23 protein-coding genes are annotated in these 23,647 nt (G+C 59.6%); 19 read left to right on the top strand and 4 right to left on the bottom strand.

Annotation, left to right across the window (positions count from 1 at the left end):
* Window positions 1–225: 225 nt before the first annotated feature.
* The 11 genes from HF931_RS01775 to murG all read left to right on the top strand — a co-directional run bounded on the left by HF931_RS01775 (window position 226) and on the right by murG (window position 12,419).
* Window positions 226–768 (top strand): carboxymuconolactone decarboxylase family protein, encoded by a 543-nt coding sequence (locus tag HF931_RS01775; protein WP_273241639.1) that lies wholly within the window; start codon window positions 226–228, stop codon window positions 766–768.
* A gap of 421 nt (window positions 769–1,189) precedes the next feature.
* Window positions 1,190–1,702, top strand: a complete 513-nt coding sequence (locus HF931_RS01770) for a division/cell wall cluster transcriptional repressor MraZ (RefSeq protein ID WP_273011712.1) — start codon at window positions 1,190–1,192, stop codon at window positions 1,700–1,702.
* On the top strand, window positions 1,702–2,730 hold the full coding sequence (gene rsmH, locus HF931_RS01765; protein WP_273241638.1) for a 16S rRNA (cytosine(1402)-N(4))-methyltransferase RsmH: 1,029 nt from the start codon (window positions 1,702–1,704) through the stop codon (window positions 2,728–2,730). The genes HF931_RS01770 and rsmH overlap by 1 nt, the downstream gene beginning before the upstream one ends.
* Window positions 2,727–3,068, top strand: coding sequence for a cell division protein FtsL (gene ftsL, locus HF931_RS01760; protein ID WP_273241637.1), 342 nt, complete (start codon window positions 2,727–2,729; stop codon window positions 3,066–3,068). Before rsmH ends, ftsL begins: the two co-directional genes overlap by 4 nt.
* Complete coding sequence (locus HF931_RS01755) at window positions 3,065–4,696, top strand: peptidoglycan D,D-transpeptidase FtsI family protein (RefSeq protein WP_273241636.1); 1,632 nt, start codon at window positions 3,065–3,067, stop codon at window positions 4,694–4,696. The genes ftsL and HF931_RS01755 overlap by 4 nt, the downstream gene beginning before the upstream one ends.
* Entirely contained in the window at window positions 4,693–6,132 is a 1,440-nt protein-coding gene (locus HF931_RS01750; RefSeq protein ID WP_273241634.1) for a UDP-N-acetylmuramoyl-L-alanyl-D-glutamate--2,6-diaminopimelate ligase, read from the top strand. The genes HF931_RS01755 and HF931_RS01750 overlap by 4 nt, the downstream gene beginning before the upstream one ends.
* Window positions 6,129–7,562, top strand: a complete 1,434-nt coding sequence (locus HF931_RS01745) for a UDP-N-acetylmuramoyl-tripeptide--D-alanyl-D-alanine ligase (RefSeq protein ID WP_273241633.1) — start codon at window positions 6,129–6,131, stop codon at window positions 7,560–7,562. The genes HF931_RS01750 and HF931_RS01745 overlap by 4 nt, the downstream gene beginning before the upstream one ends.
* Window positions 7,562–8,755, top strand: a complete 1,194-nt coding sequence (gene mraY / locus HF931_RS01740) for a phospho-N-acetylmuramoyl-pentapeptide-transferase (RefSeq protein WP_273241632.1) — start codon at window positions 7,562–7,564, stop codon at window positions 8,753–8,755. Before HF931_RS01745 ends, mraY begins: the two co-directional genes overlap by 1 nt.
* A gap of 10 nt (window positions 8,756–8,765) precedes the next feature.
* Window positions 8,766–10,181, top strand: a complete 1,416-nt coding sequence (murD, locus tag HF931_RS01735) for a UDP-N-acetylmuramoyl-L-alanine--D-glutamate ligase (RefSeq protein ID WP_035554407.1) — start codon at window positions 8,766–8,768, stop codon at window positions 10,179–10,181.
* Between the two features lie 38 nt (window positions 10,182–10,219).
* Window positions 10,220–11,329 carry an FtsW/RodA/SpoVE family cell cycle protein gene (locus tag HF931_RS01730; RefSeq protein WP_420537726.1) on the top strand — a complete coding sequence of 370 codons (1,110 nt, stop codon included), beginning with the start codon at window positions 10,220–10,222 and terminating at the stop codon, window positions 11,327–11,329.
* Window positions 11,322–12,419 carry an undecaprenyldiphospho-muramoylpentapeptide beta-N-acetylglucosaminyltransferase gene (gene murG / locus HF931_RS01725; RefSeq protein ID WP_273241630.1) on the top strand — a complete coding sequence of 366 codons (1,098 nt, stop codon included), beginning with the start codon at window positions 11,322–11,324 and terminating at the stop codon, window positions 12,417–12,419. Before HF931_RS01730 ends, murG begins: the two co-directional genes overlap by 8 nt.
* On the opposite strand, the gene HF931_RS01720 is transcribed toward murG, so the two are convergent.
* Window positions 12,416–12,904 carry a DUF3291 domain-containing protein gene (locus tag HF931_RS01720; RefSeq protein ID WP_273241629.1) on the bottom strand — a complete coding sequence of 163 codons (489 nt, stop codon included), beginning with the start codon at window positions 12,902–12,904 and terminating at the stop codon, window positions 12,416–12,418. The genes murG and HF931_RS01720 overlap by 4 nt on opposite strands.
* Before the next feature lie 190 nt (window positions 12,905–13,094).
* Between HF931_RS01720 and murC the strand changes: the two genes are divergently transcribed.
* Both murC and HF931_RS01710 read left to right on the top strand, forming a co-directional pair.
* Window positions 13,095–14,519, top strand: coding sequence for a UDP-N-acetylmuramate--L-alanine ligase (murC, locus tag HF931_RS01715; RefSeq protein ID WP_035554412.1), 1,425 nt, complete (start codon window positions 13,095–13,097; stop codon window positions 14,517–14,519).
* Window positions 14,520–14,611: 92 nt separating this feature from the next.
* Window positions 14,612–16,114: an MFS transporter gene (locus HF931_RS01710; RefSeq protein WP_273241628.1), complete on the top strand. Its 1,503-nt coding sequence runs from the start codon at window positions 14,612–14,614 to the stop codon at window positions 16,112–16,114.
* 12 nt (window positions 16,115–16,126) lie between these two features.
* On the opposite strand, the gene HF931_RS01705 is transcribed toward HF931_RS01710, so the two are convergent.
* From HF931_RS01705 to HF931_RS01695, 3 genes are all read right to left on the bottom strand, one after another.
* A complete protein-coding gene (locus tag HF931_RS01705) occupies window positions 16,127–16,732 on the bottom strand; it encodes a TadE/TadG family type IV pilus assembly protein (protein ID WP_035554413.1) in 606 nt (201 codons plus the stop codon).
* Between the two features lie 5 nt (window positions 16,733–16,737).
* On the bottom strand, window positions 16,738–17,295 hold the full coding sequence (locus tag HF931_RS01700; RefSeq protein ID WP_273011744.1) for a TadE/TadG family type IV pilus assembly protein: 558 nt from the start codon (window positions 17,293–17,295) through the stop codon (window positions 16,738–16,740).
* Window positions 17,296–17,414: 119 nt separating this feature from the next.
* Entirely contained in the window at window positions 17,415–17,855 is a 441-nt protein-coding gene (locus tag HF931_RS01695) for a pilus assembly protein N-terminal domain-containing protein (protein ID WP_273241627.1), read from the bottom strand.
* Between the two features lie 305 nt (window positions 17,856–18,160).
* Here HF931_RS01695 and HF931_RS01690 point away from each other — a divergent pair, with 305 nt between their 5' ends.
* The 6 genes from HF931_RS01690 (at window position 18,161) to HF931_RS01665 (ending at window position 23,645) form a co-directional block, all read left to right on the top strand.
* A complete protein-coding gene (locus HF931_RS01690; protein WP_035554415.1) occupies window positions 18,161–18,340 on the top strand; it encodes a Flp family type IVb pilin in 180 nt (59 codons plus the stop codon).
* Between the two features lie 141 nt (window positions 18,341–18,481).
* Complete coding sequence (locus HF931_RS01685; RefSeq protein ID WP_273241626.1) at window positions 18,482–18,997, top strand: A24 family peptidase; 516 nt, start codon at window positions 18,482–18,484, stop codon at window positions 18,995–18,997.
* A 100-nt stretch (window positions 18,998–19,097) separates the two neighbouring features.
* The gene (gene cpaB, locus HF931_RS01680; protein ID WP_273241625.1) at window positions 19,098–19,940 is read left to right on the top strand and encodes a Flp pilus assembly protein CpaB; all 843 of its coding nucleotides are present in this window, start codon (window positions 19,098–19,100) and stop codon (window positions 19,938–19,940) included.
* 2 nt (window positions 19,941–19,942) lie between these two features.
* The gene (locus tag HF931_RS01675) at window positions 19,943–21,502 is read left to right on the top strand and encodes a type II and III secretion system protein family protein (RefSeq protein ID WP_273241624.1); all 1,560 of its coding nucleotides are present in this window, start codon (window positions 19,943–19,945) and stop codon (window positions 21,500–21,502) included.
* A gap of 10 nt (window positions 21,503–21,512) precedes the next feature.
* Window positions 21,513–22,223 (top strand): CpaD family pilus assembly protein, encoded by a 711-nt coding sequence (locus tag HF931_RS01670; RefSeq protein WP_273011754.1) that lies wholly within the window; start codon window positions 21,513–21,515, stop codon window positions 22,221–22,223.
* 27 nt (window positions 22,224–22,250) lie between these two features.
* Entirely contained in the window at window positions 22,251–23,645 is a 1,395-nt protein-coding gene (locus tag HF931_RS01665; protein ID WP_035554430.1) for an AAA family ATPase, read from the top strand.
* The last annotated feature ends 2 nt before the right edge of the window (window positions 23,646–23,647 follow it).

Here is a 23,647-nt window from a genome sequence, read left to right as displayed (position 1 = left end):
CGCATATAATGAGCGCACGCTGATACTCCCGGGAAGATGCTCCTCTCCCTCCCCCACCCCTAGGAGCGTCTTCCCATCAGCGTGACGCATGGCCCGGCAGGCCCATCGTCCACCCAGTTCCACGGACGTTGGCACTCCCCTCCCACCCAGCCTTACAGGCTTGTCGGGCCACTTCGCTCCCGTCACATCGAAATCTAATTACTGATCCCGGAAGGATGAGGATTCATGTCTATCGAGTCCCTGAAATCTTCGCTGCCTGACTATGCGAAGGACCTTAAGCTCAATCTCGGTTCGTTGATGAACGAGCAATTGCTGAGCGACCAACAGAAATATGGCTGCTTCCTGGCCTGCGCCCATGCCGTGGGCGAGCCGCAGACGCTGACCGCGCTGCGGGCCGAAGCGGAAGAGAAGCTGAGCCCCGAGGCGATCAAGGCAGCCAAGGCGGCCAGCGCCATCATGGGCATGAACAATGTCTATTACCGCTCGATCCACCTGATCAGCGCACCGACCTACAAAACCCTGCCAGCCAAGCTGCGGATGAATGTGATCGGCGCGCCGGGCATCGAGAAGGCAGACTTCGAGCTCTATTCGCTGGGCGTGTCGGCCGTGAATGGCTGTGGCATGTGTCTCGACGCGCACGAGGCCGAGTTGCGCAAGCATGGCTTGTCGGCGGAACAGGTGCAGGCAGGCATCCGTATCGGCGCGGTGGTAAATGCCGTGGCGCGCGTTCTGGCTGCAGAAGCTGTTACAGCGACCGCGCCAGCCTGATCTCAGTCAGGACGCTTTTGCTGATTACTTGAAGGCCTCGAAGCATTGCTTCGGGGCTTTTTCAATGAGGGCAAGCATTGCGTGAGTGAAAAGAGGTCGGTCTGCCCGATATCAGGTCGCTTGCGAAACGAACTGTGGAATTCATCAAAAAATGACATATCCGGCGTGATCAGGCCTGGCGGACCGGGCAGGGGGCTTCAGGAACCTGATTCACAACGGAAATTTTCGCAAAGCCCATACTGGCCCATCCGCAGGTTCTGATTTGTTCTGCTAATATTTGTTATTTGTTCCTGCGTTTAAGGCGTGTGGATACTTCGATTCATCCACAGCGCCCATTGAGGCCCATACTGTCCCATGATACTCCACGTTAATACATGGTTTACCCATGTGGGGTTGAGGCATTTCAAGACAGGGTTAGCGGGTGTTTGTTTCCACCTATGAAAGCGCAATTGATGCTAAAGGACGGGTGTCCATACCCGCACCCTTTCGCGCGGCGTTGGGTGGCGGAAATCGTATCTTCCTGTGGTCGGCACTGGATGGTTCAGGCTGTCTCGAAGGCGGCGGTGAAGCCCTGATGGCGATGTATCGCGCCACGCTGACGCGCCTTGCGCCCCACTCCCCTGCACGCAAGGCCCTGGTTACCCGCATCATCGCCGGATCGGCTGACCTCAAGATGGATGACACCGGCCGGATCAAGCTAACAGATGAACTGATCAAGGCGGCTGGCCTCGACGGCCGCGTGAAGTTCGCCGGCAATATGGACAGTTTCCAGATCTGGAATCCGGATCGCCATGCCGAGCACTTCGATGCGATGGCTGCCGAGGCCGCCAAGGAAGACACGCTTGAGGCGTTGGGCCAGGCCTATTCCGAAGTGCTGATGCAGCAAGCAAATGGCGGCGCAGCATTGAAGCTTGTTGATGGGGGAGAGGGCTGATGGCGTCAGATTCCCCAGCACTCCCTGCAGCGGACACTGGCCACAAGCCGGTCATGCTGGATGAAGTGGTCGAATGGCTCGCGCCGCGCGATGGTGACGTGATCATTGATGGCACATTCGGTGGCGGCGGTTACAGCCGCGCCATCCTGACCGCCGCGAATTGCACCCTGCTGGCGATTGATCGGGATGAAGACGCCATTGCCCGCGCCAAGGCGCTTCAGGTGGAAACGGAACGACTCGTTCCGCTACCCGGATGCTTCGGTGACATGGATGAACTGGCCGAGGCGGCAGGTCATGAGGCTGTCGACGGCGTGGTGCTGGACATTGGCGTGTCCAGTTTCCAGATCGACCAGGCTGAGCGCGGATTTTCCTTCATGAAACATGGTCCGCTGGATATGCGCATGGGGGCAATCGGCCCAAGCGCCGCGGACGTGGTCAATCAGATGGCTGAGCGGGATCTCGCCAACATCATTTTCCGTCTGGGCGAGGAAAAGCAGTCCCGCCGCATTGCGCGGGCCATTGTTGCGCGCCGCGCCGACGCGCCATTCGAGACAACAACGGAACTGGCTGAAACGGTCGAGATCGCTGTGGGCGGGCGCAAGGGCGCGCGCATCCACCCGGCGACGCTGACCTTCCAGGCGATCCGCATGTATGTGAATGACGAGCTGGGCGAGCTGGCCCGCGCGCTGCACGCTGCAGAGCGGATTCTGCGCCCCGGTGGGCGGCTGGTGATTGTCACCTTCCATTCGCTGGAAGACCGCCTCGTCAAGCAATGGCTGAAGAACCGTGCCGGCAAGGCGGGCGGCGGGTCGCGTCACATGCCGGTCGCTGAGCAGGGGCCGGGGGCGACCTTCGATCTCCCGGTTTCAAAGGCGATCCTGCCCGGTGCTAACGAAGTTGAAGGCAATCCGCGCGCACGGTCTGCCAAGTTGCGGGCCGCGATCCGGACCAGCGCGCCTGCCATTGAGGATGAAGCCAGCGACGGCATGAATTTGCCGCCCATCTCGGATCTGGAGGACGCCCTATGAGTCGCCGCGCATTCCTGTTTGGACTGGTCGTGATCGGCCTGCTGATTGTCAGCCTCTATCGGGCAAAATACGGCGCGAAGGATACCGCCGCTGAATTGATGGCCATTGAAGCCCAGATCGAAGCCGCAGAATCCGAAAAGGCGCTGCTTGAGACGGAGCTGTCTCATATGAGCCGTCGCGAATGGATTGAAGAATACGCCCGCACCGAGCTGGGCATGGCTCCGCCGAAGCCGGAGCAGATGGCCTCCGAGGGCGATCTCGACGCGCTGGTGGGCGAGCCGAACAGCCTGGCTGTGAAGACCCCTGAACCCGATCTGGACGGGGAGGCGCCCGAGTGAGCGAAGCCTCCCGGAACCGGACACGGCTGGCTGGTCTTGCGATCGGCGCGCTGTTTGTCGTTCTGGCTGGAAAGGCCGGCTATCTCTCGCTTGCGGGCGAGAAGACCCCTGCGCGCGGCGAAGGCCTGAAATCCGAGCGTGTGGTGCGCGCAGATATAGTGGACCGAAATGGTGAGCTGCTGGCGACATCTGTTAGCGCCTATTCGCTGGTCGCCAATCCGAAACTGATCTGGGACGGGGCTGAAGTCGCTGAGGCCCTGGCGACTGTGTTGCCGGACCTGGACGTCGAGGACATGACGCGCCGCCTATCCGATCAGAGCCGGGAGTTTGTCTGGGTAGAGCGCGGCCTGACCCCGCGCCGCCGACAGGCCGTATTCGATCTGGGCCTTGAGGGCCTGCGCTTCGAAGAAGAGAGCCGTCGGGCCTATCCGCGCGGTACGCTGGCTGGTCAGGTGCTCGGGTATACGAACATCGATGGCGTTGGTGCAGGCGGCATCGAGTACAGCCAGGACGAGCGCCTCGCCGCTGGAGGTGAGCCGATCCGTCTGACCATCGACAATGGTGTGCAGGCCGCGGTGGAAGCAGAACTGGCAATATCTGCCGTTGAGCACGAGGCCGAAGGCGGTGCGGCGATCCTGATGGATGCGCAGACTGGCGAAATCCGCGCGATGGCCAGCTGGCCACCCTTTGATCCAAACCGGTCCATCGACATTTCCATGACTGACCCTTCCCGCCTGAACCGGGCAACGGGCGCCGTCTATGAGCTGGGCTCGATATTCAAGCCGTTCACCGTCGCCGCCGCGCTCGAAGCGGGCGTGATCCATCCCAAGGAGATGTTTGACGTACGCAAGCCGCTCGAAATCCGGGGGTACACGATCGAGGATGATCACCCGCTCTATGGCGATGCGGATGTCACGCACATCATTTCCAAAAGCTCGAACATTGGCACGGTGCGGATCAATGAGAAGCTCGGTCCGCGCCGCCAGCAGGATTTCCTGCGCCGTGCTGGCCTGATGGAACGGGCAGCCATCGAACTATCCGGCAGCTCCGCGCCCATCCTGCCGGAACGGTTTGATGATCTCTATTCCGCAACCGTGTCCTATGGGCACGGCATTGCCGTATCGCCCATGGCGTTCCTTGCGGCCTTCTCGTCCTTTGCAAATGGTGGAGAGCGGGTTCAGCCGACCCTGCTCATGGATCCTGCGCGTGAGCGGCCTGAACCGGTAAGGGTCATGTCAGCCCTCACGGCAGACATGGTGAACGTGATGATGCGCGAAGCGGTGGTCACCGGCACTGGCAAGAATGCCGAAGTCGCGGGCTATCGCGTCGCCGGAAAGACTGGCACCGCCGAGAAGCCGATCGATGGCGGATATGATGATGACCGCAATGTCACGAGCTTTGCGGCAGTCTTTCCCTATGATCGCCCCCAATATGCCCTGATCGTCACCCTGGATGATCCGAAGGCCGGATCGGAGATCGGCGCGACGGCGGCGTTCAATGCGGCTCCGGCAGCGGGACGGATGATCGAGCGTGTAGCCCCGCTTCTCGGGTTGGCCCCACGCTTCGAGGACATCCGCCCGGCTGGCGCAGCCCTCCGCTCCGGCGAGGAGAAGAGGAGTTCCTTGTGACCAGTTTGAAAGACCTGTTCCCGCTCATCGAGCAGGGCGATATCGAGATCAAAGGCATGACGGCAGACAGCCGCCGTGTCGCGCCGGGCTATCTGTTTGCTGCGCTGAAGGGCACTGTGTCGGATGGGCGGGACTACATTCCGCAAGCAGTCGAAAAAGGCGCGGTGGCAGTCCTGTCCGAGGGCGGTGTGGATGTCACGGGCGCAGCGCACGTCATTGCAGACGAACCACGCCGGGCCCTGGCGCTGGCGGCGAAGCGGTTTCATGCCGCGCAGCCAAAGACGATTGCCGCCGTGACGGGAACGAATGGAAAGTCGTCCACGGTCGATTTTTGTCGCCAGATCTGGGCCAATGCAGGGCTGTCTGCTGCCTCGATGGGCACGCTCGGGGCCATCGGCCCGAAGGGCAAGATTGATGTTGGCCACACAACACCAGACCCGGTGACCATTCACGAGACCTTGCACGAACTGGTCGGGCAGGGGGTGAGCCATTGCGCGATGGAGGCCTCCAGTCACGGCCTGGAACAGCACCGCCTGGATGGCGTGGACTTGTCGGCAGTGGCGTTCCTGAACTTCACGCAGGACCACCTCGATTATCATGCGACGATGGAGGAATATCTCGACGCGAAGCTGCGCCTGTTCCGTGATTTTGGCGGTCAGGGTATGCCGGCCATTGTCAATGCTGACAGTGACCATCGTGACGTGTTCGAAAAGGCCGCGACAGATCATGGCCTTCAGGTCGTGTCGTTTGGCTGGCGCGGGGAAGACCTCTGGATTGACGAGATCATGCCGCGCGCAACCGGACAGGTGTTGAACCTGTTCTGGCGCGATGTGGAATGGAAGCCATTTGAGCTGCCCCTTATTGGAGAATTCCAGGCGCTCAACGCGCTCGCGGCGGCGGCAATCTGCCTCTCGCTCGGCATGGAGCCGGAGCAAGTGGTCGACGGGCTGATGAAACTTAAGCCCGTAAAAGGCCGGTTGGAACTCGTCGGCAAGACCGAGGCAGGCGCGGGCGTGTTCGTGGATTATGCTCACACGCCGGATGGGCTTGACGTATTGCTGCGGGCTGTTCGTCCGCACACGGCCGGGCGCCTGAAAGTGATTTTCGGCTGCGGCGGGGACCGGGATGCGAAGAAACGTCCGCTCATGGGCGAGATCGCCGCGCGCCAGGCCGATGATGTGATCGTCACGGATGACAATCCCCGCTCCGAAGACCCGGACCAGATCCGGCATGCCATTCTCGAAGCCGCGCCGGACGCGCGCGAGATGGGGGATCGCGGCGAAGCGATCCGCACAGTGATCGCAGAACTGCAAAAGGGCGACACGCTTGTCATCGCTGGCAAGGGGCACGAAACCGGCCAGATCATTGGCGCGGACGTGATCCCGTTCTCTGATCAGGAAACGGCGCTCGACGCCCTGAAGGGAGTTGCCGGATGACTGCGCCGCTCTGGACCTCCTCAGATATTGCGCTCGTGACGGGTGGCGCTGCCACAGATCCCTTCGCGGTGACCGGCTCTGTGTCGATCGACACGCGCAGCCTGCAGCCGGGCGATTTGTTCGTTGCCCTGACGGACCAGCGCGATGGCCATGATTTTGTCGAAGCGGCGTTTGCCGCCGGGGCGGCGGGCGCACTTGTTTCGCGCCGGGTCGGTTTGGGGCCGCAAGTCGTGGTCGAGGATGTGCTTGCCGCGTTGGAGCAGATGGGTGTGGCCGCGCGGGTACGCTGCGGCGCACACCGCACAGCGGTAACGGGCTCGGCAGGCAAGACCAGCGTCAAGGAAATGCTGGCGCAGATCTATCGCGCCTTCGGCCCGGCGCACTGGAATGTCAAAAGTTTCAACAATCACTGGGGTGTGCCGCTGACGCTGGCGCGCATGCCGGAAGAAACCACCCGCGCTGTCTTCGAGATCGGCATGTCGACGCCGGGCGAGATTGCGCCGCGTAGTCAGATGGTTCGTCCGCAAACCGGCATTGTCACCTGCATTGCCGGGGCGCATCTTGAGGGGCTTGGATCGCTCAGCGCCGTGGCGCATGAGAAGGCCGACATCTTCAGCGGGCTTGAAGCTGGCGGTACGTTTATCCTGCCCGCAGATGATGAATTCTTCGAATACCTGGCCGGGCGCGCGCGGCGCTTTTGCCCGACCGGAAATCTCGAAAGCTTTGGCCGAAGCGCCGAGGCCACGGCCCGCGTCGTTGGCTATGAGACCGATGGCAATGAAAGCCGCATCCAGTTGGACATCGTCGGCAAGCCGGTTCTGGTCACCATCAATGCTGTTGGCGAGCATTGGGCGATGAACGCTGCCGCAGCCGTGTTGGCGGCCAGCCAGTCCGGGCTGGCGGTCGAGGATTGCGCAGAGGCGCTGACAGGGTACACGCCGCCTCCGGGACGGGGCACGGCGGAACAGATTGCCCTGCCACAAGGCGGCGCGATCACGCTGATCGACGATGCCTATAATGCCAATCCGGCCAGCATGCGCGCATCGCTGTCTGCCCTCTTGCGGCGCAGTGGCGGACGACGCCTCATTGCGCTCGGCGAGATGCTGGAAATCGGTGATACATCGGATGCGGAGCATGCAGGCCTGGCGGATCCGGTGGCAGATACCGGGCCAGCTGCCATATTCCTGTCAGGCGACAAAATGACTCATCTGGCGGACTCACTTCCGCCCCAGTTCGAGCCGATCTGGGCACGCAATTGGGAAGAGCTGTGGAATCCTCTGCAAAATACACTCCGAGATGGAGATGTGCTCTTGATCAAGGGCTCGAATGCGTCCGGGATGGCGAAACTAGCTGACCGACTTCGCCAATGGAGCGAGTCGGCAACGGGTAAGATGGAAGGCGGGGCAGAAAGCACCGCGAAGGTTGGGTGATGCTGTATGAGTGGCTGGCCGCAGACAGCGGTATATTCAATGTTCTGAACTATATCACCTTCCGCTCGGGAGCCGCTGTGGTGACGGCTTTCCTGGTGACGGTGATGTTCGGCGATGCGATGATCAACTTCCTCCGTGCCCGGCAGGGTAAGGGGCAGCCGATCCGCGACTTGTCACTGGAAGCCCAGCTCTCGAAGCAGGGCACGCCAACCATGGGCGGCTTCCTGATCTGGTTCGGCCTGGTCATTGGTGTATTGCTCTGGGGCAATCTGAAAAATCCGTACATCTGGGTCACCCTGTTCGTGACCCTGTCTTATGCCTTCCTCGGCTTCCTCGACGATTTCGCCAAGGTTTCCAAACAGACCGATGCGGGCGTCTCGGCCAAGCTGCGCCTGCTGGTCGGCTTCGGAATTGCGGCGCTGGCCTGTGCCTTCATCATGGGCCTGCACGGCGCACACACACCGGCAGGCCATGCCGAATGGGGGCCGCTGAACGATCTGGCAAAGACCATCGCCAACCTCGCGCCGAAAACGAGCGTTGAGCCCGCTGACCCGGCCTTTGCAGGCGGCGTGGCCGTGCCCTTTGTGAATGACTATTTCTTCCCGCTTGGCGCCTTCTTCATTCTTTTCGGAATGATCGTTGTGGTCGGCAGCGCGAACGCGGTGAACTTCACCGATGGGCTCGACGGCCTCGCCATCGTGCCGATGAGCTTTGCCGCCGCGTCCTATGCGCTGATCGCCTACCTGACGGGTAACTTCGTGTTCGCCGATTATCTCGGCATCCAGTTCACGCCCGGCACGGGAGAGCTGGCCGTTCTGCTTGGCGCCATGATTGGCGCGGGCATGGGCTTTCTCTGGTACAATGCCTACCCGGCCAAGGTCTTCATGGGCGATACCGGCTCGCTGGGCCTCGGCGGCATGCTGGGCGTCGTGGCGGTTGCAGCCAAGCATGAGTTTGCGCTGGTCATCATCGGTGGCCTGTTCGTGCTCGAAGCCTTGTCGGTGATGATGCAGGTCGGCTGGTTCAAGATCACGCGGAAACTGACCGGCGAAGGCAAGCGCATCTTCCTGATGGCGCCGCTGCACCACCATTTTCAGAAAAAGAACTGGCCAGAGACGCGCGTCGTCGCCCGGTTCTGGATCCTGTCCGTCCTGTTCGCCCTCGCGGGCCTCGCAACCCTGAAGCTGAGGTAAGTGGAGACTTATGATTCCGATTACTGAATATGCGGGGAGAGATGTTGCAGTGTTCGGCCTTGGCCGGACAGGCCTCTCGGCTGCCAAGGCTCTGAAGGCTGGCGGCGCGCGTGTTCATGCCTGGGATGATAATGAAGAGACCCGCGCCAAGGCAGAGGCCGCCGGCCTGACCTTGTCGGACATCAACAAACGCGACTGGCAGACCTTCGCGGCGCTCGTGCTGTCGCCGGGCGTGCCCTACAAATTTCCTCAACCACACCGCATCGTGCGCATGGCGGAAATGACCAATGTGCCAATTGTCGGTGACATGGAGTTGTTCGCCCGCGCCGTGCAGGCATTGCCGGAACGCGGCCGCCCGAAGATTGTCGGCATCACCGGCACGAATGGCAAATCGACCACGACGGCGCTGATCGGACATATCCTGAAGCAGGCAGGCCGGGATGTGCGCATCGGCGGAAACATCGGCACCGGCGTCCTGGACCTGGCGCCCCTGCATGCCAATGCGGTCTATGTGCTGGAGCTGTCGTCTTACCAGCTGGATCTGGTGAAGAGCCTGCATTGCGACGTGGCCGTCCTGATGAACATCACACCGGACCATCTGGATCGTCATGGCGGCATGGAAGGCTACCAGGCCGCGAAGATGCGCATTTTCCAGAACCAGACAGAACGCGATGTCGCTGTTATCGGGTTTGACGATGTGATTACCCAGTCCATCGCCATCGGTCTGTCGGCAAATGGCCCGGCGCGGGTCCTGCAGGCCTCGTCCACCTATGCGCTTGGCCGAGGCGTCAGCGCCGTGGACGGACGGCTTTACGATAGTTGCAACGGGCAGGCCCAGTACATTGGCAATCTGCGCGACTGCATGGCCCTGCCCGGACGCCACAACCATCAGAACGCTGCGGCGGCCTATGCGGCTTGCCGGTCGCTTGGCCTGGACCAGCAGGCGATCATGGACGGCCTGCGCACCTTCCCTGGTCTTGCGCATCGTCTGGAAATGGTCGGCGAGATCGATGGCGTGAAATTCGTCAACGACTCCAAGGCAACCAATGCCGAGGCAGCCGAGCAGGCGTTGAAGGCCTACAAGAATGCCTACTGGATCGCTGGCGGCGTGCCCAAGGCCGAAGGCATCAAGCCGCTCGCGCCCTTGTTCCCGAACATTACGAAAGCCTATCTGATCGGTGAGGCCGAGGAGCCATTCTCTGCCACGCTGAGAGGGCAGGTCGCTGTTCAGTCCTGTGGCTCGCTCGAAAAAGCAGTCGCGGCTGCATTTAAGGATGCAAAAGCGGTCGGAGACGAAAATCCGGTCATTCTTCTTTCACCTGCCTGTGCGAGTTTCGACCAGTTCCGCGATTTTGAACATCGCGGAGATGTGTTCCGGAGCATCGTTCAGTCCATGATGCCGCAGGAGATAAAGGAGTTGGCTTGACCTACGTATCGTCCACCCCACTGCTCGCACGCTCGGATATGTCCTGGCTGACCGAGTGGCGGCGGACGCTCGATTGGGGCCTGCTCGGCGGCGCATTTTTTCTCATGGCAATTGGATTGCTCCTGTCGCTCGCGGCCGGGCCATCGGCGGCGACGCGCATTGGCTATGACGATCCCTATTTCTTTGTTCTGAGGCAGGTCTGTTTTGTCGGGCTGGGCGCGATCATCATGGTTGCGGTCAGTATGCTGGACCGCGCCTGGGCCCGGCGGTTTGCCACATTCGTATTCGTCGCCAGTCTCGCCTTGATGTTCTTCATCCTGCTCTACGGCCATGAAGCCAAAGGCGCGCAGCGCTGGCTGCGCATTGCCGGCTTTTCGCTCCAGCCGAGCGAGATGGTGAAGCCGGCCCTGATCGTTCTGGGTGGCTGGCTATTGGCGCAACGTGAACAGTATCCGGATGGTCCCTGGGCTGTAACGGCTTTCCTGTTCTATGCGGTCACGCTCGGGCTCTTGCTGTTGCAGCCGGATGTCGGCCAGTCGGCTCTTTTGACGGCGGCCTTCGTGGTGACTTTCTTCGTCAGCGGGCTTCCGTGGAAATGGGCGGCCGGGTTCGCCATCGGTGGCTTGGGGCTTGCGACGTCCCTTTACGCCTTGCTGCCGCATGTGCGGTATCGGGTGAACAGTTTCATCGATCCCAGCTCCGCAGACACCTACCAGATCGACCGGGCTGCAGAGGCGATTGGCCGGGGGGGCCTGTTTGGCGTCGGTCCGGGGGAAGGCCAGGTGAAGATCCATCTGCCGGACGCGCACACGGATTTTATCTTCGCGGTCATGGCCGAGGAATTCGGTCTTGTGGCTGCACTCGTGCTGATGGCCATTTTCGTGCTGCTGATCCTGAGAGGCTTCCGCGCCAGCTCTCGTCTGCACGATGGGTATGCACGGGCGGCAAGTGCCGGACTCTTCACGCTATTTGGCCTTCAGGCTGCCATAAACATCGCGGTAAATCTGGCTCTGATACCGCCAAAGGGCATGACACTGCCTTTTGTGTCCTATGGCGGCTCGTCCATGATCGGGACGGGATTGACACTGGGCCTTGCGCTGGCACTTGTGCGCGGACAAGGTACGCGCACAAGGGGCCGGTATGGCTGACACGAAAGACAAGCTCGTCATCATCGCAGCAGGGGGAACCGGGGGGCACATGTTCCCCGCACGCGCCTTTGCGGACGAGATGCGCGCGCGCGGCTGGCGGATCGGCCTGATCTCTGACAAGCGCGGCGCGAAATATGCCAAGGACTTCCCGGCAGACTGGTTGGAGCAGGTGCAGGCCGCCTCTCCGAACTTCCGCAAGCCCTGGACGCTGCCGAAGGCGGCCATGAAGATCAATGCAGGCATTAATCGCGCCAAGAAACTGATGTTCGAGTCGCGTCCGATGCTGGTGGCAGGGTTTGGCGGGTATCCGGCCTTTCCAGCACTTGCAGCGGCGCGGCGGATGAATGTGCCGATCATTATTCACGAACAGAACGCTGTTCTGGGCCGGGTGAACCGGCGCTTTGCGCGGCAGGCCAAACTGGTGGCAAGCGGGTTCGAGCGGCTGGACAAGCTGCCATCCTGGAGTGCGCATCTGGCGGTCGGTAATCCGGTACGAGAAGCCATTCTCGCGCGGCGCGATGATCCGTTCCCGTCTACGGACGACAAGCTGACCATTTTGATCACTGGCGGCAGTCAGGGATCAAAGATCATTGGCGAGACAATTCCGGCGGCGATTGTTGATCATATCCCGCCACCGTTGCAATCGCGCCTGCGCGTGATCCAGCAGGTTCGCAAGGAGCAGTACGCGTTTGTCGACAATATGTATCGCCGCGCGAAGATCGAGGCGGAATTGTCGCCATTCTTTTCCGATATGCCGGAGAAGCTGTCGCAAGCGCATCTCGTCATTGCACGGTCCGGCGCGGGGACGGTGTCGGAGATCGCGGCGGTAGGTCGGCCCAGTATCCTGATCCCGCTGGCCATTGCCATGGATGACCACCAGGCCGCCAATGCCGAGGCGCTGACAGAGATTGGCGCGGCAGACATGGTGCTGGAAACCAATCTCTATCCGCAATTGCTGGGCGGGCTGATCACAGCGCGTTTGCAGGATACGGACGAACTGAAACAACGTGCAGCCAAGGCGAAAGCGTCTGCAAAGATAAATGCGGCCAAGGAACTTGCCGACATGGCAGAGCGGGTGGCGGAGCTTTAGGCCACCCGAGGGGCGCAGGCGTGCGTCCTGTGCATCTTAGCGTCGCGCAGCCATTCCCAACCGAAAGCGGTGTCGGAATCGCCATGCTCGCGGCGATGCGCAAGGCGCTCCATCGCTTCTTCCAAGGTTGGCTGGTGGCCTTCCGGCACCCACCACATCACGAAATGCATATCCCGCATCATCTCGAACCATTCAGTCCGGCGCTCATAGAATTTGCGGTGAATGGTGCCCCAGACGAAGGTTTCGAGGCTTTTGACGTCTTCCCAGACGGTCAGGTTGGCGACGAACTGCGGGTCGTCGCCGATTTTCGCCTCGGTGTTGCCCTGGCCGGGCTCGCCTGAACCTTCCATCATCCAGACGAAACCCGGCATGGATTTGCCGATCCCGTTGACGAGGTCGAGATTGTCCATGAACTCCTTGACGCGTGGATCATCAGTCGGGGCGGCGAGGCGGCCGACATTCAGCTGGGCCAGATGCATGTTCATGGTTGAGGCTCCCAAACCGTTGAAGCACCCGAATCGCGCCTCATTCCAGTCATGTTGGGACTGCATCTTCAGGGTTCAAGAATATCGCCGGCAGGTTTCATGAATGCGTCGTGCAGAAGCAGCGCTTGCTTCCCGCTCCCGCGTCACGGTATCGCTAGGCGTTCCCGCTTTCTTATCTGGACGATCACGCATGACCTCTCCCACTCCTTTTGACCTTGGCCCGGCGCATATTGTTGGCATCGGCGGCATTGGCATGTCCGGCATTGCGGATGTGATGATCACGATGGGCTATGAGGTTCAGGGTTCGGATATTCGTGAATCCGACAATATCCAGCGTCTGAGAGAGCGCGGCGCAAAGATCTTCATTGGCCACAAGGCCGAAAATGTGAAGGGTGCCGGAACCGTCATCATCTCCACGGCGATCAAATCCGGAAATCCCGAAGTGGACGCCGCCCGCGCTGCCGGCATTCCGGTTGTGCGCCGTGCCAATATGCTGGCAGAGATCACGCGCCTGAAATACACGGTCTGCATCGCCGGAACGCATGGCAAGACGACGACGACCAGCATGGTCGCGGCGCTGCTGGATGGTGCGAACATCGACCCGACCGTCATCAATGGCGGCATCATCCATGCCTATGGCTCGAACTACAAGGCGGGCGAGAGCGACTGGATGGTGGTCGAAAGCGACGAAAGCGATGGAACCTTCGCCAAGCTGCACCCGACCTGCGCCGTGGTCACGAATATCGACCCGGAACATATGGACCATTACGGCAGCATGGAAAAATTGCGCGAGGCGTTTGATACCTTCGTCGAGAACTTGCCTTTCTACGGATTTGCCGTCCTGTGTACGGACCACCCGGAAGTGCAGGGGCTGGCCGCGCGGGTGACAGACCGCCGGCGCATCACTTATGGCTTCAACCGCCAGGCGGATGTACGGGCCATCAATTTGAACACCGACCTGTCCGGCGCGCATTTCGATGTCGCCCTGCGTCGTCCGGGCTCGGCACAGCCACGCATGATTGAAGGGCTGACCCTGCCGATGGCGGGCGAGCACAATGTGCAGAACGCCCTGGCAGCTGTGGCCGTGGCACTGGAGCTGGGTGCGACTGATGAACAGATCCGCACTTCGATGGGCCAGTTCGGCGGGGTAAAGCGCCGCTTCACCCAGGTCGGCGAATGGACGCCCGTCGAGGGCCAGCCACCTGTGCGCATCATCGACGATTACGGGCACCACCCGGTCGAGATCTCAGCCGTGCTGAAGGCCGCGCGCGCGATGCAAGGGCAGGGCCAGCTGATCGCCGTGTGCCAGCCGCACCGCTATACGCGCCTGCGCGACCTGTTCGAGGATTTCTCGCGCTGCTTTGACCAGGCCGACCATGTTCTGGTCGCGCCGGTCTATGAGGCGGGTGAAAGCCCGATCGAAGGCTTTGACCATGAAACGCTGGTCACCAGCATTGCACGCAATGGGCATCGCGGCGCTGCGACGATCGAATCTCTCGACGCGCTGCCGGCAGTGCTGAAGGGTGTGGCAGAGCCCGGCGCAATGGTGGTTTGTCTCGGCGCAGGCGACATCACCAAGTATGCTGCAGACCTCGCAGAAAAGCTGTCAGGCTGACGCAGCGACAGCCGCAAAACCGCTTTCCCTTCCCGCTCGAATGTGCACGCTAGGCGACAGATGCCGGGAAACGGCACTTGGGAGGACAATTCATGACCGAGACATCCATTTCGCCGGGGCAGGATGAGGAAGCTGCAATTGTGGCAGCACAAGGCACCCACACGGCAGGGGAAGGTGGAGCGCTCGGAAAGACCGGATTTGCCTGGGCCTGGTTCGAATGGGCGCGCAACCCGTACTACATCCTGATCATCATCTATGTGTTCGCGCCATATTTTGCGCGAGACATTATCGGCGCGGACATTATGGCCAGTGGCGAGCTGGACGGCATGGACCCTGAGACCGCGCGGCAAGTGGCCGGAGCGAAGGGGCAGGCGGTCGTCGCGTCCCTGTCAAAATGGGCTGGCGCCATTGCAGCGCTGACGGCGCCCTTCCTCGGCGCGGCATTTGACCGGGGATTGCGGCGAAAGCCCTTGCTGGTCCTGTTCCTGGGCACGTTGTCTGTGCTCAGCTTCCTGCTTTGGTGGGCGGTGCCCGGCGAGGCGGGCTTCTCCACGGGCACGGTCATCGCCATCCTGATTGCCGCTTATGTGACCTATACGTTCAGTGAAGTGACCCACAATTCCATGTTGCCGGATGCGGCGCGGCCCTCTGCGTTGCCAGCGGTGTCAGGGTTGGGCCTGGCGCTGGGCAATGCAGCGGCGGCGCTGTTGTTCGTGGCGGTCATCGGCATGTTCGCCCTGCCTGACATGTTAGGCTGGCCGTTCGCTGAACCGCTGTTCGGGATCGACACATCAAAGTATGAGCATTTCCGCATCGCCGGTCCGATCTGCGCCGTGTGGCTGGCCGTGATGATCATTCCTTTCTTCCTGTATTCCAAGGATACGGGCGTGAAGGGGACACCTTTCTTCCCATCGGTGAAGCAGGGGGCCTTGGGCGTCATCCGAACTGTGCGAAAGGCCGCGCAGTATCGTGAAGCGTTCAAATTCCTGATTGCGCGCACGATCTATGCTGACGGCATGTTTGCATTGCTGGCATTGGCGGCCGTGTATGTCAGCCTGTTCCTCGGTTGGGGGATTGTCGAGCTCACCGTCTACGCCATCTGGGCGTCTATATGGGCGGCAGTTGGCGGGGTGGCCGGCGGATGGTTCGACTCGAAGCTCGGCCCGAAGAATGCGCTTCTGATGGAGTTGATGGCCATCGTGATCATCTTGCTTTTCGGCCTGTCCGTGACGCGCGACTCCATCCTGTTCGGCCTGATTGAAAACCGCGAGCTGTGGAACGCTCCAGTCTTTTCCAGCCTGTCGGACGTGACGTATCTCCTGAATGGCGCCCTGATCGGTGTGTTTGCCACGGCGAACATCTCGTCCAGCCGCTCCATGCTGGTGCACATTGCGCCAACGCATATGCGGGGGGAGTTCTTCGGTCTCTACGCGATTGCCGGAACGGTCACAGTCTGGATCGGACCCTTGCTGATCGAACTGTTTACGACCTGGTCAAACAGCCAGCGTGTTGGCATGTCCGCCATTGGCTTGCTGTTCTTCCTGGGCTTTGCCGTGCTGACGACAGTGCGCGTGGGCAAGGCACCCGCGGATTGATGAACCCGGGGGCTAGCTGGTCGGCCCGAACGAGTCGCCACCGCCATCCGTGACGCGCGCGATCTCGTTCACACGACGCGGGCGCAGATAGAATTTGTCATCAATCGTCACATCAGATTTGAGGATGCCGCCAATCTGGCTTTTGTAAGTGTAGACCACTTCCGCCATGATGACTGACCCAGGAGAGGATACGATACCGTCCGGTACCGTCACCCGATCACCCTTTGCATAGGCGGGCATCAGATAGGAATCCGACCAGTCTACGCGCGTCCGGCCATCGCCATTGTCAACGATACTGGTGATGCGCATCGTGGCTTTTTCCGCGTCGTAGGGTTGCATCATCACGACGGCTGCTGCGAACATCTCTTCCATATCGTCATCGGTCACCGTGGCGAGACGTGCCGTTAGATCTCCCAGTCCAGCCGTGGTGGATGTAACGCGGCGGTCCACACGCATCAGCAGGCTGAGCTCGACCGCGCCGAGATAGATCAGCAGCAAAAGTGGCGCGATCAGCGCGAATTCGACAGCGGACACGCCTTCTTGATTGTAGCGGATACCGCGTACGCCGCGCCATTTGAGACGGGGGTTAAGCCGGGAGAGAAGTGTTTTTCTCGACATCGTGATCAATCTCCAAAGGGCTCGTTGCGGAAGACCGCATTGGCCTGAAGCAGGTGGCGGTTGTTTGGAAGCGTGGACAGCGGCGCAGATACCCACGGCGTCATCAATTTCCATTCGTACATCACACGCACGGCGACTACGTCATTGGCCGCACCCGGATCGTATTTGAAGTCGCTGTCATCGATCTCACCATCCCCATCGAGTGGGGAGGTAAGGTCTGCCGCGCTGAAATTGTCCAGCGACCTGACGTCAATGTAGAGTCGTTCGTCGCACTCCAGCATGTTGTAGAAGTTCGAACAGACCTCATTGCGGAATTCGATTATTGTGAACCGGTTGTCTTGCGCCTGACCCGTACGGATCTTCCGGGCCGCTTCGCCCAGCGCGTGTTCCAAAACGGTGGACAGGATGAAAACCATGCAGACTTCCATCAAACCGAAGATGAGAAAGAAGAAGGGAGCGGCCACAATGGCAAACTCCACTGCCGTGGCGCCGCGCCGATCCTGACACCAGCGTTCAAGCTTCGCGCGCAGGCGCGGTGCGATTATTCCGTGTTGCAAAGCCATATTCATCACCCGGACAGGCCCCCTTGTCAGAGGGTACCTATACAGGAGTTCGGTTTGCACGCTGTTGATCAGAAAGATCGAATTTTATCGATTTCGTCGAGGGGCGCGAGTTCGGACTATCAATCGTCAGTGATTTGCTTGACGCCTATGCGCTGCTGGATCTGCTCGTCGAAGTGTCCAGAATCGTCACCGACGCTGATTGTCGGGCGACAATTGGGCACGCAGTCATATGTGAAATTTGATCCGGACCGATTGACCGTAACGAGGTTGGCCTCATCAGCAACCACGACAATGTCAGATGAATATATCTGGCGACCGGCCTTATCAAAGACGAGCAGGTTGGTCGTGCCAAACGATTTACCTGTCACGAAAAGCAGGTTCTCGTCATGGACGGCGACATCGGCAATAGAGGGACTGCCCAGCACAACGCTTGCGGCGGTTCCGCGGAGATGGACCGGAATGGTTTTGTTGAGTTCAACCGACAATGGGCCGGCAATCGCCGCCTGGCCGAGGCCGACGGCGACCACGGACAAAGTGCACATTTTCGAAAACATTCTCATTCGCCGACTCCACGGTTTTCAGCATGGGCACATTAGTATGAAGAAGGTTGCACGTTTCCTAACTAGGTTACCGTCGTGTTTGCATTCTATATATATAGTGGTTACGCGCGACCCGAACAAACGGAGCGCGAATCAGAAAAAGACCAATATTTGCAGGTCTTCAGAAGGTTAATAGTTCCCTCATTCGCCTTCACGGATTTTCTCTTTTCTTTCATGTGATGTTGAGAATGGTCGGGTAGGGTTGATCATGTTCCGGGTAGAGGATTTTGCCGGGGCAAAAACAATTGCATGATGGGAGTTTCCAAATGTTTGCACGTTTTCTGAAAGACGAGTCTGGTGCTACGGCTATTGAATACGGCCTGATCGCTGCTCTGATCGCAGTCGCTATCATCGGTGGCGCTACTGCTCTTGGTACGTCGGTCAACGACAAGTTCACCAACGTTTCCGGCAGCATCGACGGTGCTGGTGCAGAAGCTTCAGAATAATAATTTTCTGCGCTTTCTCTAATTAAACGAAGCCGCTGGGACGTCCCGGCGGCTTCTTTTATTCTTGAGGCGGATTGTCTCAAAACTTCCTTCAGCCTTTTGTGTCACAAGGCCTGCATATTGAATTGAAGGAAGCCCTCCATGATCCTGGCCATTCTTTCCAGCGCATTCCTGGCCCTCTGCGTCTTTGCGGCGATGCACGACGTCAACCGGCTGACCATTCCCAATTGGCTCAATTTGACGCTTGCCGGCCTGTTTGTTCCGGCCGCAGCGGTGTCCGGCGTCCCGATGGAGATCATTGGCGGACATGCTATGGCAGCGGGCTGCGCGTTCCTGATCGCCTTTGGGCTCTTTGCCTTCAATATCTTTGGGGGAGGGGATGCCAAGATGATTCCCGCCGTGATTCTCTGGCTTGGGCCAAATGCAACGATTCCGTTCGTATTCATGATGGCTGTGGCGGGTGGTGGCTGTGCACTTCTCATCCTTGCGGTAAGAAAATATATGCCGGCCGAGGCGCTTCCGGGGGCCATTCGCGCGCCGTTCGAAGAGAAGGCGGGTGTGCCTTACGCAGTGGCCATTACAGCGGGCGTGTTTGCAGCGGGAGGCAGTTCTCCATTCCTTTCGGAAATCTTAAACCGGATCGGTCTTTTCAGTTAACGATGCTTTAGTGGCCTTGTGAAAATGTCCGCTCTGACCGGGTGAATCTGAATGCGTCAGATCATCCGAGGTGTCTTGAATTCCGGAGGAGTGGGGCCTCATGTCACCAGTTCGGCTGATTATCCTGATCGGCGCTGCCATCGCCGCCATCGCAGCGGCGTTTCTTGTCAGAAACCTCGTCGATGCAACGCCATCGCAGCCAGTCCAGTCGACTGTGGTCGAGACGGTGGAAGTATCCGAAACGAAGGTTCTTGTGGCAGCGCGAGACCTGATGATCGGTGATGTAGTGACCGTAGACGATCTTGAATGGGCTGACTGGCCTGAGGACAATGTCGTTGAAGGGTACCTGACCGAAGAGTCTTCTCCTGAGGCGATCGAAGAGTGGGCCGGTACGGTAGTGCGTATCCCAATGTTCGAGTTGGAACCCATCCTGACGAAAAAACTGGTAGCCAAAGGCGACACCGGAACGATGGCCGCGCTCGTCACGCCGGGCATGCGGGCGATATCTGTCGAGATTTCTACCGAATCCGCTTCGGGCGGATTCATCCTGCCAAATGATTATGTTGATGTGATCATGACTTACCAGATGACCTTTGTGGGCCCGGATGGCGCGCCTGCCGAGCAGACGACCAGTGAGACGATACTCCAGAATGTACGGGTGCTGGCTATTGACCAGATCCACACCAAGGACAGCGAGACAGAAGGGCCCTATCAGGTCGGGAACACTGCAACGCTGGAAGTGAACAACAAGGAAGCCGAACTGATAGCCCTGGCCGAACGGAAGGGGCGTCTGACCCTGTCGTTGCGCCCATGGTCTGATGTTGGCGACACATTCGAGCGGGATGCGCGGGTTGACCTGCTCGAAACGGGGGGAAGCAGCAATGGCGGTATCAAGATATATCGTAGTGGCAAGGCGACCAGCGCCGGGCCAGGGGGTAGCTGATCGTGGGTAAGCGGAGTTTCATTTCAGGTATTGCTGCGCTGACTCTGGCGTTCGCACCTTCAGCAGTTGCTGCGCCAGAATCAATCGGGGCGAACATTACCTATCCCGGTGAGTCAAACTATAGTGAGCGCGTCACACTGGGCCTGAACAAGTCCATGATAGTCGAGCTGGACAAGCCAGCCGCAGACGTTGTGATTACCAATCCCGAAATTGCAGATGCTGTTGTGCAGACTGCCAAGCGCATCATCTTTCGCGGGGTCAATTTCGGCCAGACGAATGCATTCGTCTTTGACCGGGCAGGAAACCAGATCCTGAACCTGGAAATCGGTGTCGAGATGGATATGGCCAGTCTGGAGCAGCTTGTCGCGCGCCACGTTCCGGATGCGAGAGTGCGGATCGAAGGTGTGAATGGCAGCGTCGTGCTGACCGGCACGGCCGACAGTCTGTCTGCATCGAATGCGGTAGAGCGGCTGGTCTCTGCCTATGTTCGGGCGGGTGACGAAACGCAGGTCATCAACATGATCAATATTTCCGCGAAGGACCAGGTCATGCTGGAAGTTCGCATCGTGGAGATGCAGCGCAATGCGGTCAAACAGCTCGGCATCAATCTGACCGGCTCGCCTGGTTTTGGCGATCTGTCGCGTCTTGTGGAGCGCCAATTATTTACGGACAATGGCAGCGGGACCGTAGTGGATTCGGGCACAACGACGCTGGCGCCCGGCCTGCCATATTCTCTGAATGCTGACATTGGCAGCTCGCTCAGCTTTCCGGTGCAGGGCCAGAGCCTTGGTGGTTTTGGCGGCACCATAGGTTACCAGAATTACGTTGGATCGGATCTGCAATCGAGTATCGGCGCAGAGATCAATGCGCTGGAGCGCGTCGGAATCGTTCGGACACTGGCAGAGCCAAACATCGTTGCCATGTCGGGTGAAAGCGCCAAATTCCTCGCGGGCGGTGAGTTCCCTGTCCCGGTCGGGCAAGACAACAATGGTCGCATCACGGTTGAGTTCAAACCCTATGGTGTCGGCCTTGGCTTTACGCCGGTTGTCCTCTCCGAAGGGCGGATTTCACTGAAAGTGTCGACCGAAGTTTCCGAACTGACATCTGAAGGCGCGTTTCAGGGCACCAGTTCCACCACGACGGATGCGGATGGCAATGTCTACACGGTAGAAGGCGCAACCCTGCCCGCTCTGTCTGTGCGGCGTGCGGAATCAACCATCGAGCTGCCGTCCGGCGGATCCATGATGATGGCCGGCCTGATCCAGACCCGGTCGCGCCAGACGCTGGACCAGGTGCCTGGTCTCAAGAAGCTGCCCATTCTGGGTGCGTTGTTCCAGTCACGGGACTTCATTCAGTCGGAAACGGAACTGGTTGTGATTGTCACGCCATATCTGGTGGATCCGACATCGAAGAATCAGTTGCGGACGCCTGCGGATGGCTTTGCAAACAGCTCTGACGCCAAGACGATCTTCTTCGGCAAGCTGAACGAACAGTATGGCAAGAACGGCGCGAAAGTGGATGCAGAATCCTATCGTGCGCCTGTTGGCTTCATTGAGGAATAGGGGACCGGGAATGACCAGATTGAAGACATCTTCTTTTGCATTTGCCGCCATTGTCGGCGTGGCAACTGTCACAGCCTGCGCGAGCCAGGCCCCGACCGCAGTGCCAGCGTCCTATCTTCAGGGGACGCCGTTGGACCGAAACCAGATCGGTGTGGCAAAGCGAACCGAGTTTCTTGAAATCGATATTCATCCGGCAGCCAGTGAGCTGAGCTTGAGCGACAAGGCGCGGATCCAGAATTTCGTTGCGGCCTATCGGTCAGCAGGACACGGACCGCTGATCATGTCATTGCCGGAATCCTCACAGAATCCTCAGCTGGCCGTTACGGCCGTTGTTGAGGCTCGCGAGATCGCTTGGGAAAACGGGGTCACTTATGAGGAAATGTCCGGCAGCAGCCATGGCGCTGACTCAGAGATTTCCGAGCCGCTGATCCTGGCGTTCCAGGCCTATGAAGCCATTGCACCGGATTGTCCGTCGCTGGCCAGCCTGGATATGGCAGACATTTCTTCGAACAATGAACTGCCGACGTTGGGCTGTGCGATCCGCACGAATATGGCGGCAATGATTGCGGACCCTGCTGACCTGCTCGGCCAGAGGCCGCTTGAACAAGGTGATGCGCTGCGTCGCAACACGATCCTGACGAAGTTCCGGGCCGGGGAAGCCACCGGAGCAGAGCGCAGTGAGGATGAGTCCGGCCAAGTGTCGTCTGCGGTTGGCAACTAGGGCTGAGGGAAGAAGGTTTGGTAGAGCATGTCTAACGAAAAAGCACTGTTTGACGAAGACTTTGAAGACGTCTTTTCTGACGATCCGCTGGCTGATCTTGTAAGGCCGTCTGCGGCAAATGACGCAACGGATGAGCAGGATGCAGTCGCTGAAGATGCTGCGTCCGGGGCTGCGCTTCACAATCCGGTCGAGCAGGACCTTAGCGCGTTCGGCCACGGCGAGCCTTCGGGTGGCGACGTGATGCTGCCGGCCATCTCCATCAAGCTGTTCTATGAGCGTGAAGAGACACGCGGCATGCTTGAAGTGTGTTCCCACGATCGGCGCATGGGGCGCGCAACGGTCGAGTGCATCCCCGGCGGCATTCCGGCAGCGATCGCCTATATGAGCGAAAACCCGACGCCAAACCTGCTTCTGATCGAATCTTCGGATTCGGCAGCTCAGGTCTTGCGCGAAATTGATGCGCTGGCGGAGCATTGCGACGAGAACGTCAAAGTGATGGTAATCGGTGCCGTAAACGACATCACGCTGTATCGTCAGCTGATCGCGCGGGGCGTTAGCGAATATCTTGTTCCACCCTTCCAGCCACTTCAGATCATCCGGTCCATCGGCGAGTTGTTCGTCAATCCGGAGTCGCCGTTCATCGGCAAGCAGATCTCCGTGGTTGGTGCTAAGGGCGGGGTAGGGGCCTCAACCATTGCGCACAATCTGGCCTGGGCATTGGCCGAGAATGTGAAGGTCAATACGACACTGGTAGATCTGGATCTGTCATTCGGGACCACGGCGCTGGATTTCAATCAGGAGACGCCTCAAACGGTAGCCGACGCCTTGTTGGCCCCGGAGCGCGCAGATGAATCCGTCATCGAGCGCTTGCTTGCCAAGCCGACAGACCGGTTGTCCCTCTTCACGGCGCCGGCCACGATCAATCAGATCATGGACATTCCGGATGAAGCTTATTCCACGGTAATTGAAGGCGTGCGCCGCAATGTTCCGTATCTCGTTCTGGACCTGCCGCACATGTGGTCGAGCTGGATGATGAGCACGCTGATCGCATCAGATGAAGTTATCATTGTTTGCCAGCCGGATCTCGCATCCCTGCGCAATGGCAAGAACATGATCGACCAGATGAAGGCCAAGCGTCCGAACGACCATCCGCCACGCCTTGTATTGAACATGAGCGGTGTGCCGAAGCGCCCGGAGATTCCCGCCAAGGACTTCTCCGCAGCGATCGGCGTAGAGCCGGACGTAATTTTGCCATTCGACCCTGAACTGTTCGGCACAGCCGCGAACAATGGCCAGATGATTTCCGAGACAGCGCCTGAATCCAAGTCATCTCAGGCCATCGATCATCTCGCCTCTACGCTCAGTGGACGCGCTGTCGTGCCTCAGGAAAAGTCATTCCTTAAGAAGTTGCTGGGAAAGTGATC

The sequence above is a fragment of the Hyphomonas atlantica corrig. genome (assembly GCF_017795365.1).
Classification (GTDB): domain Bacteria; phylum Pseudomonadota; class Alphaproteobacteria; order Caulobacterales; family Hyphomonadaceae; genus Hyphomonas; species Hyphomonas atlantica.
Note: the sequence above shows the minus strand (reverse complement) of the source record. Positions and strands in the feature narration are given on the sequence as shown.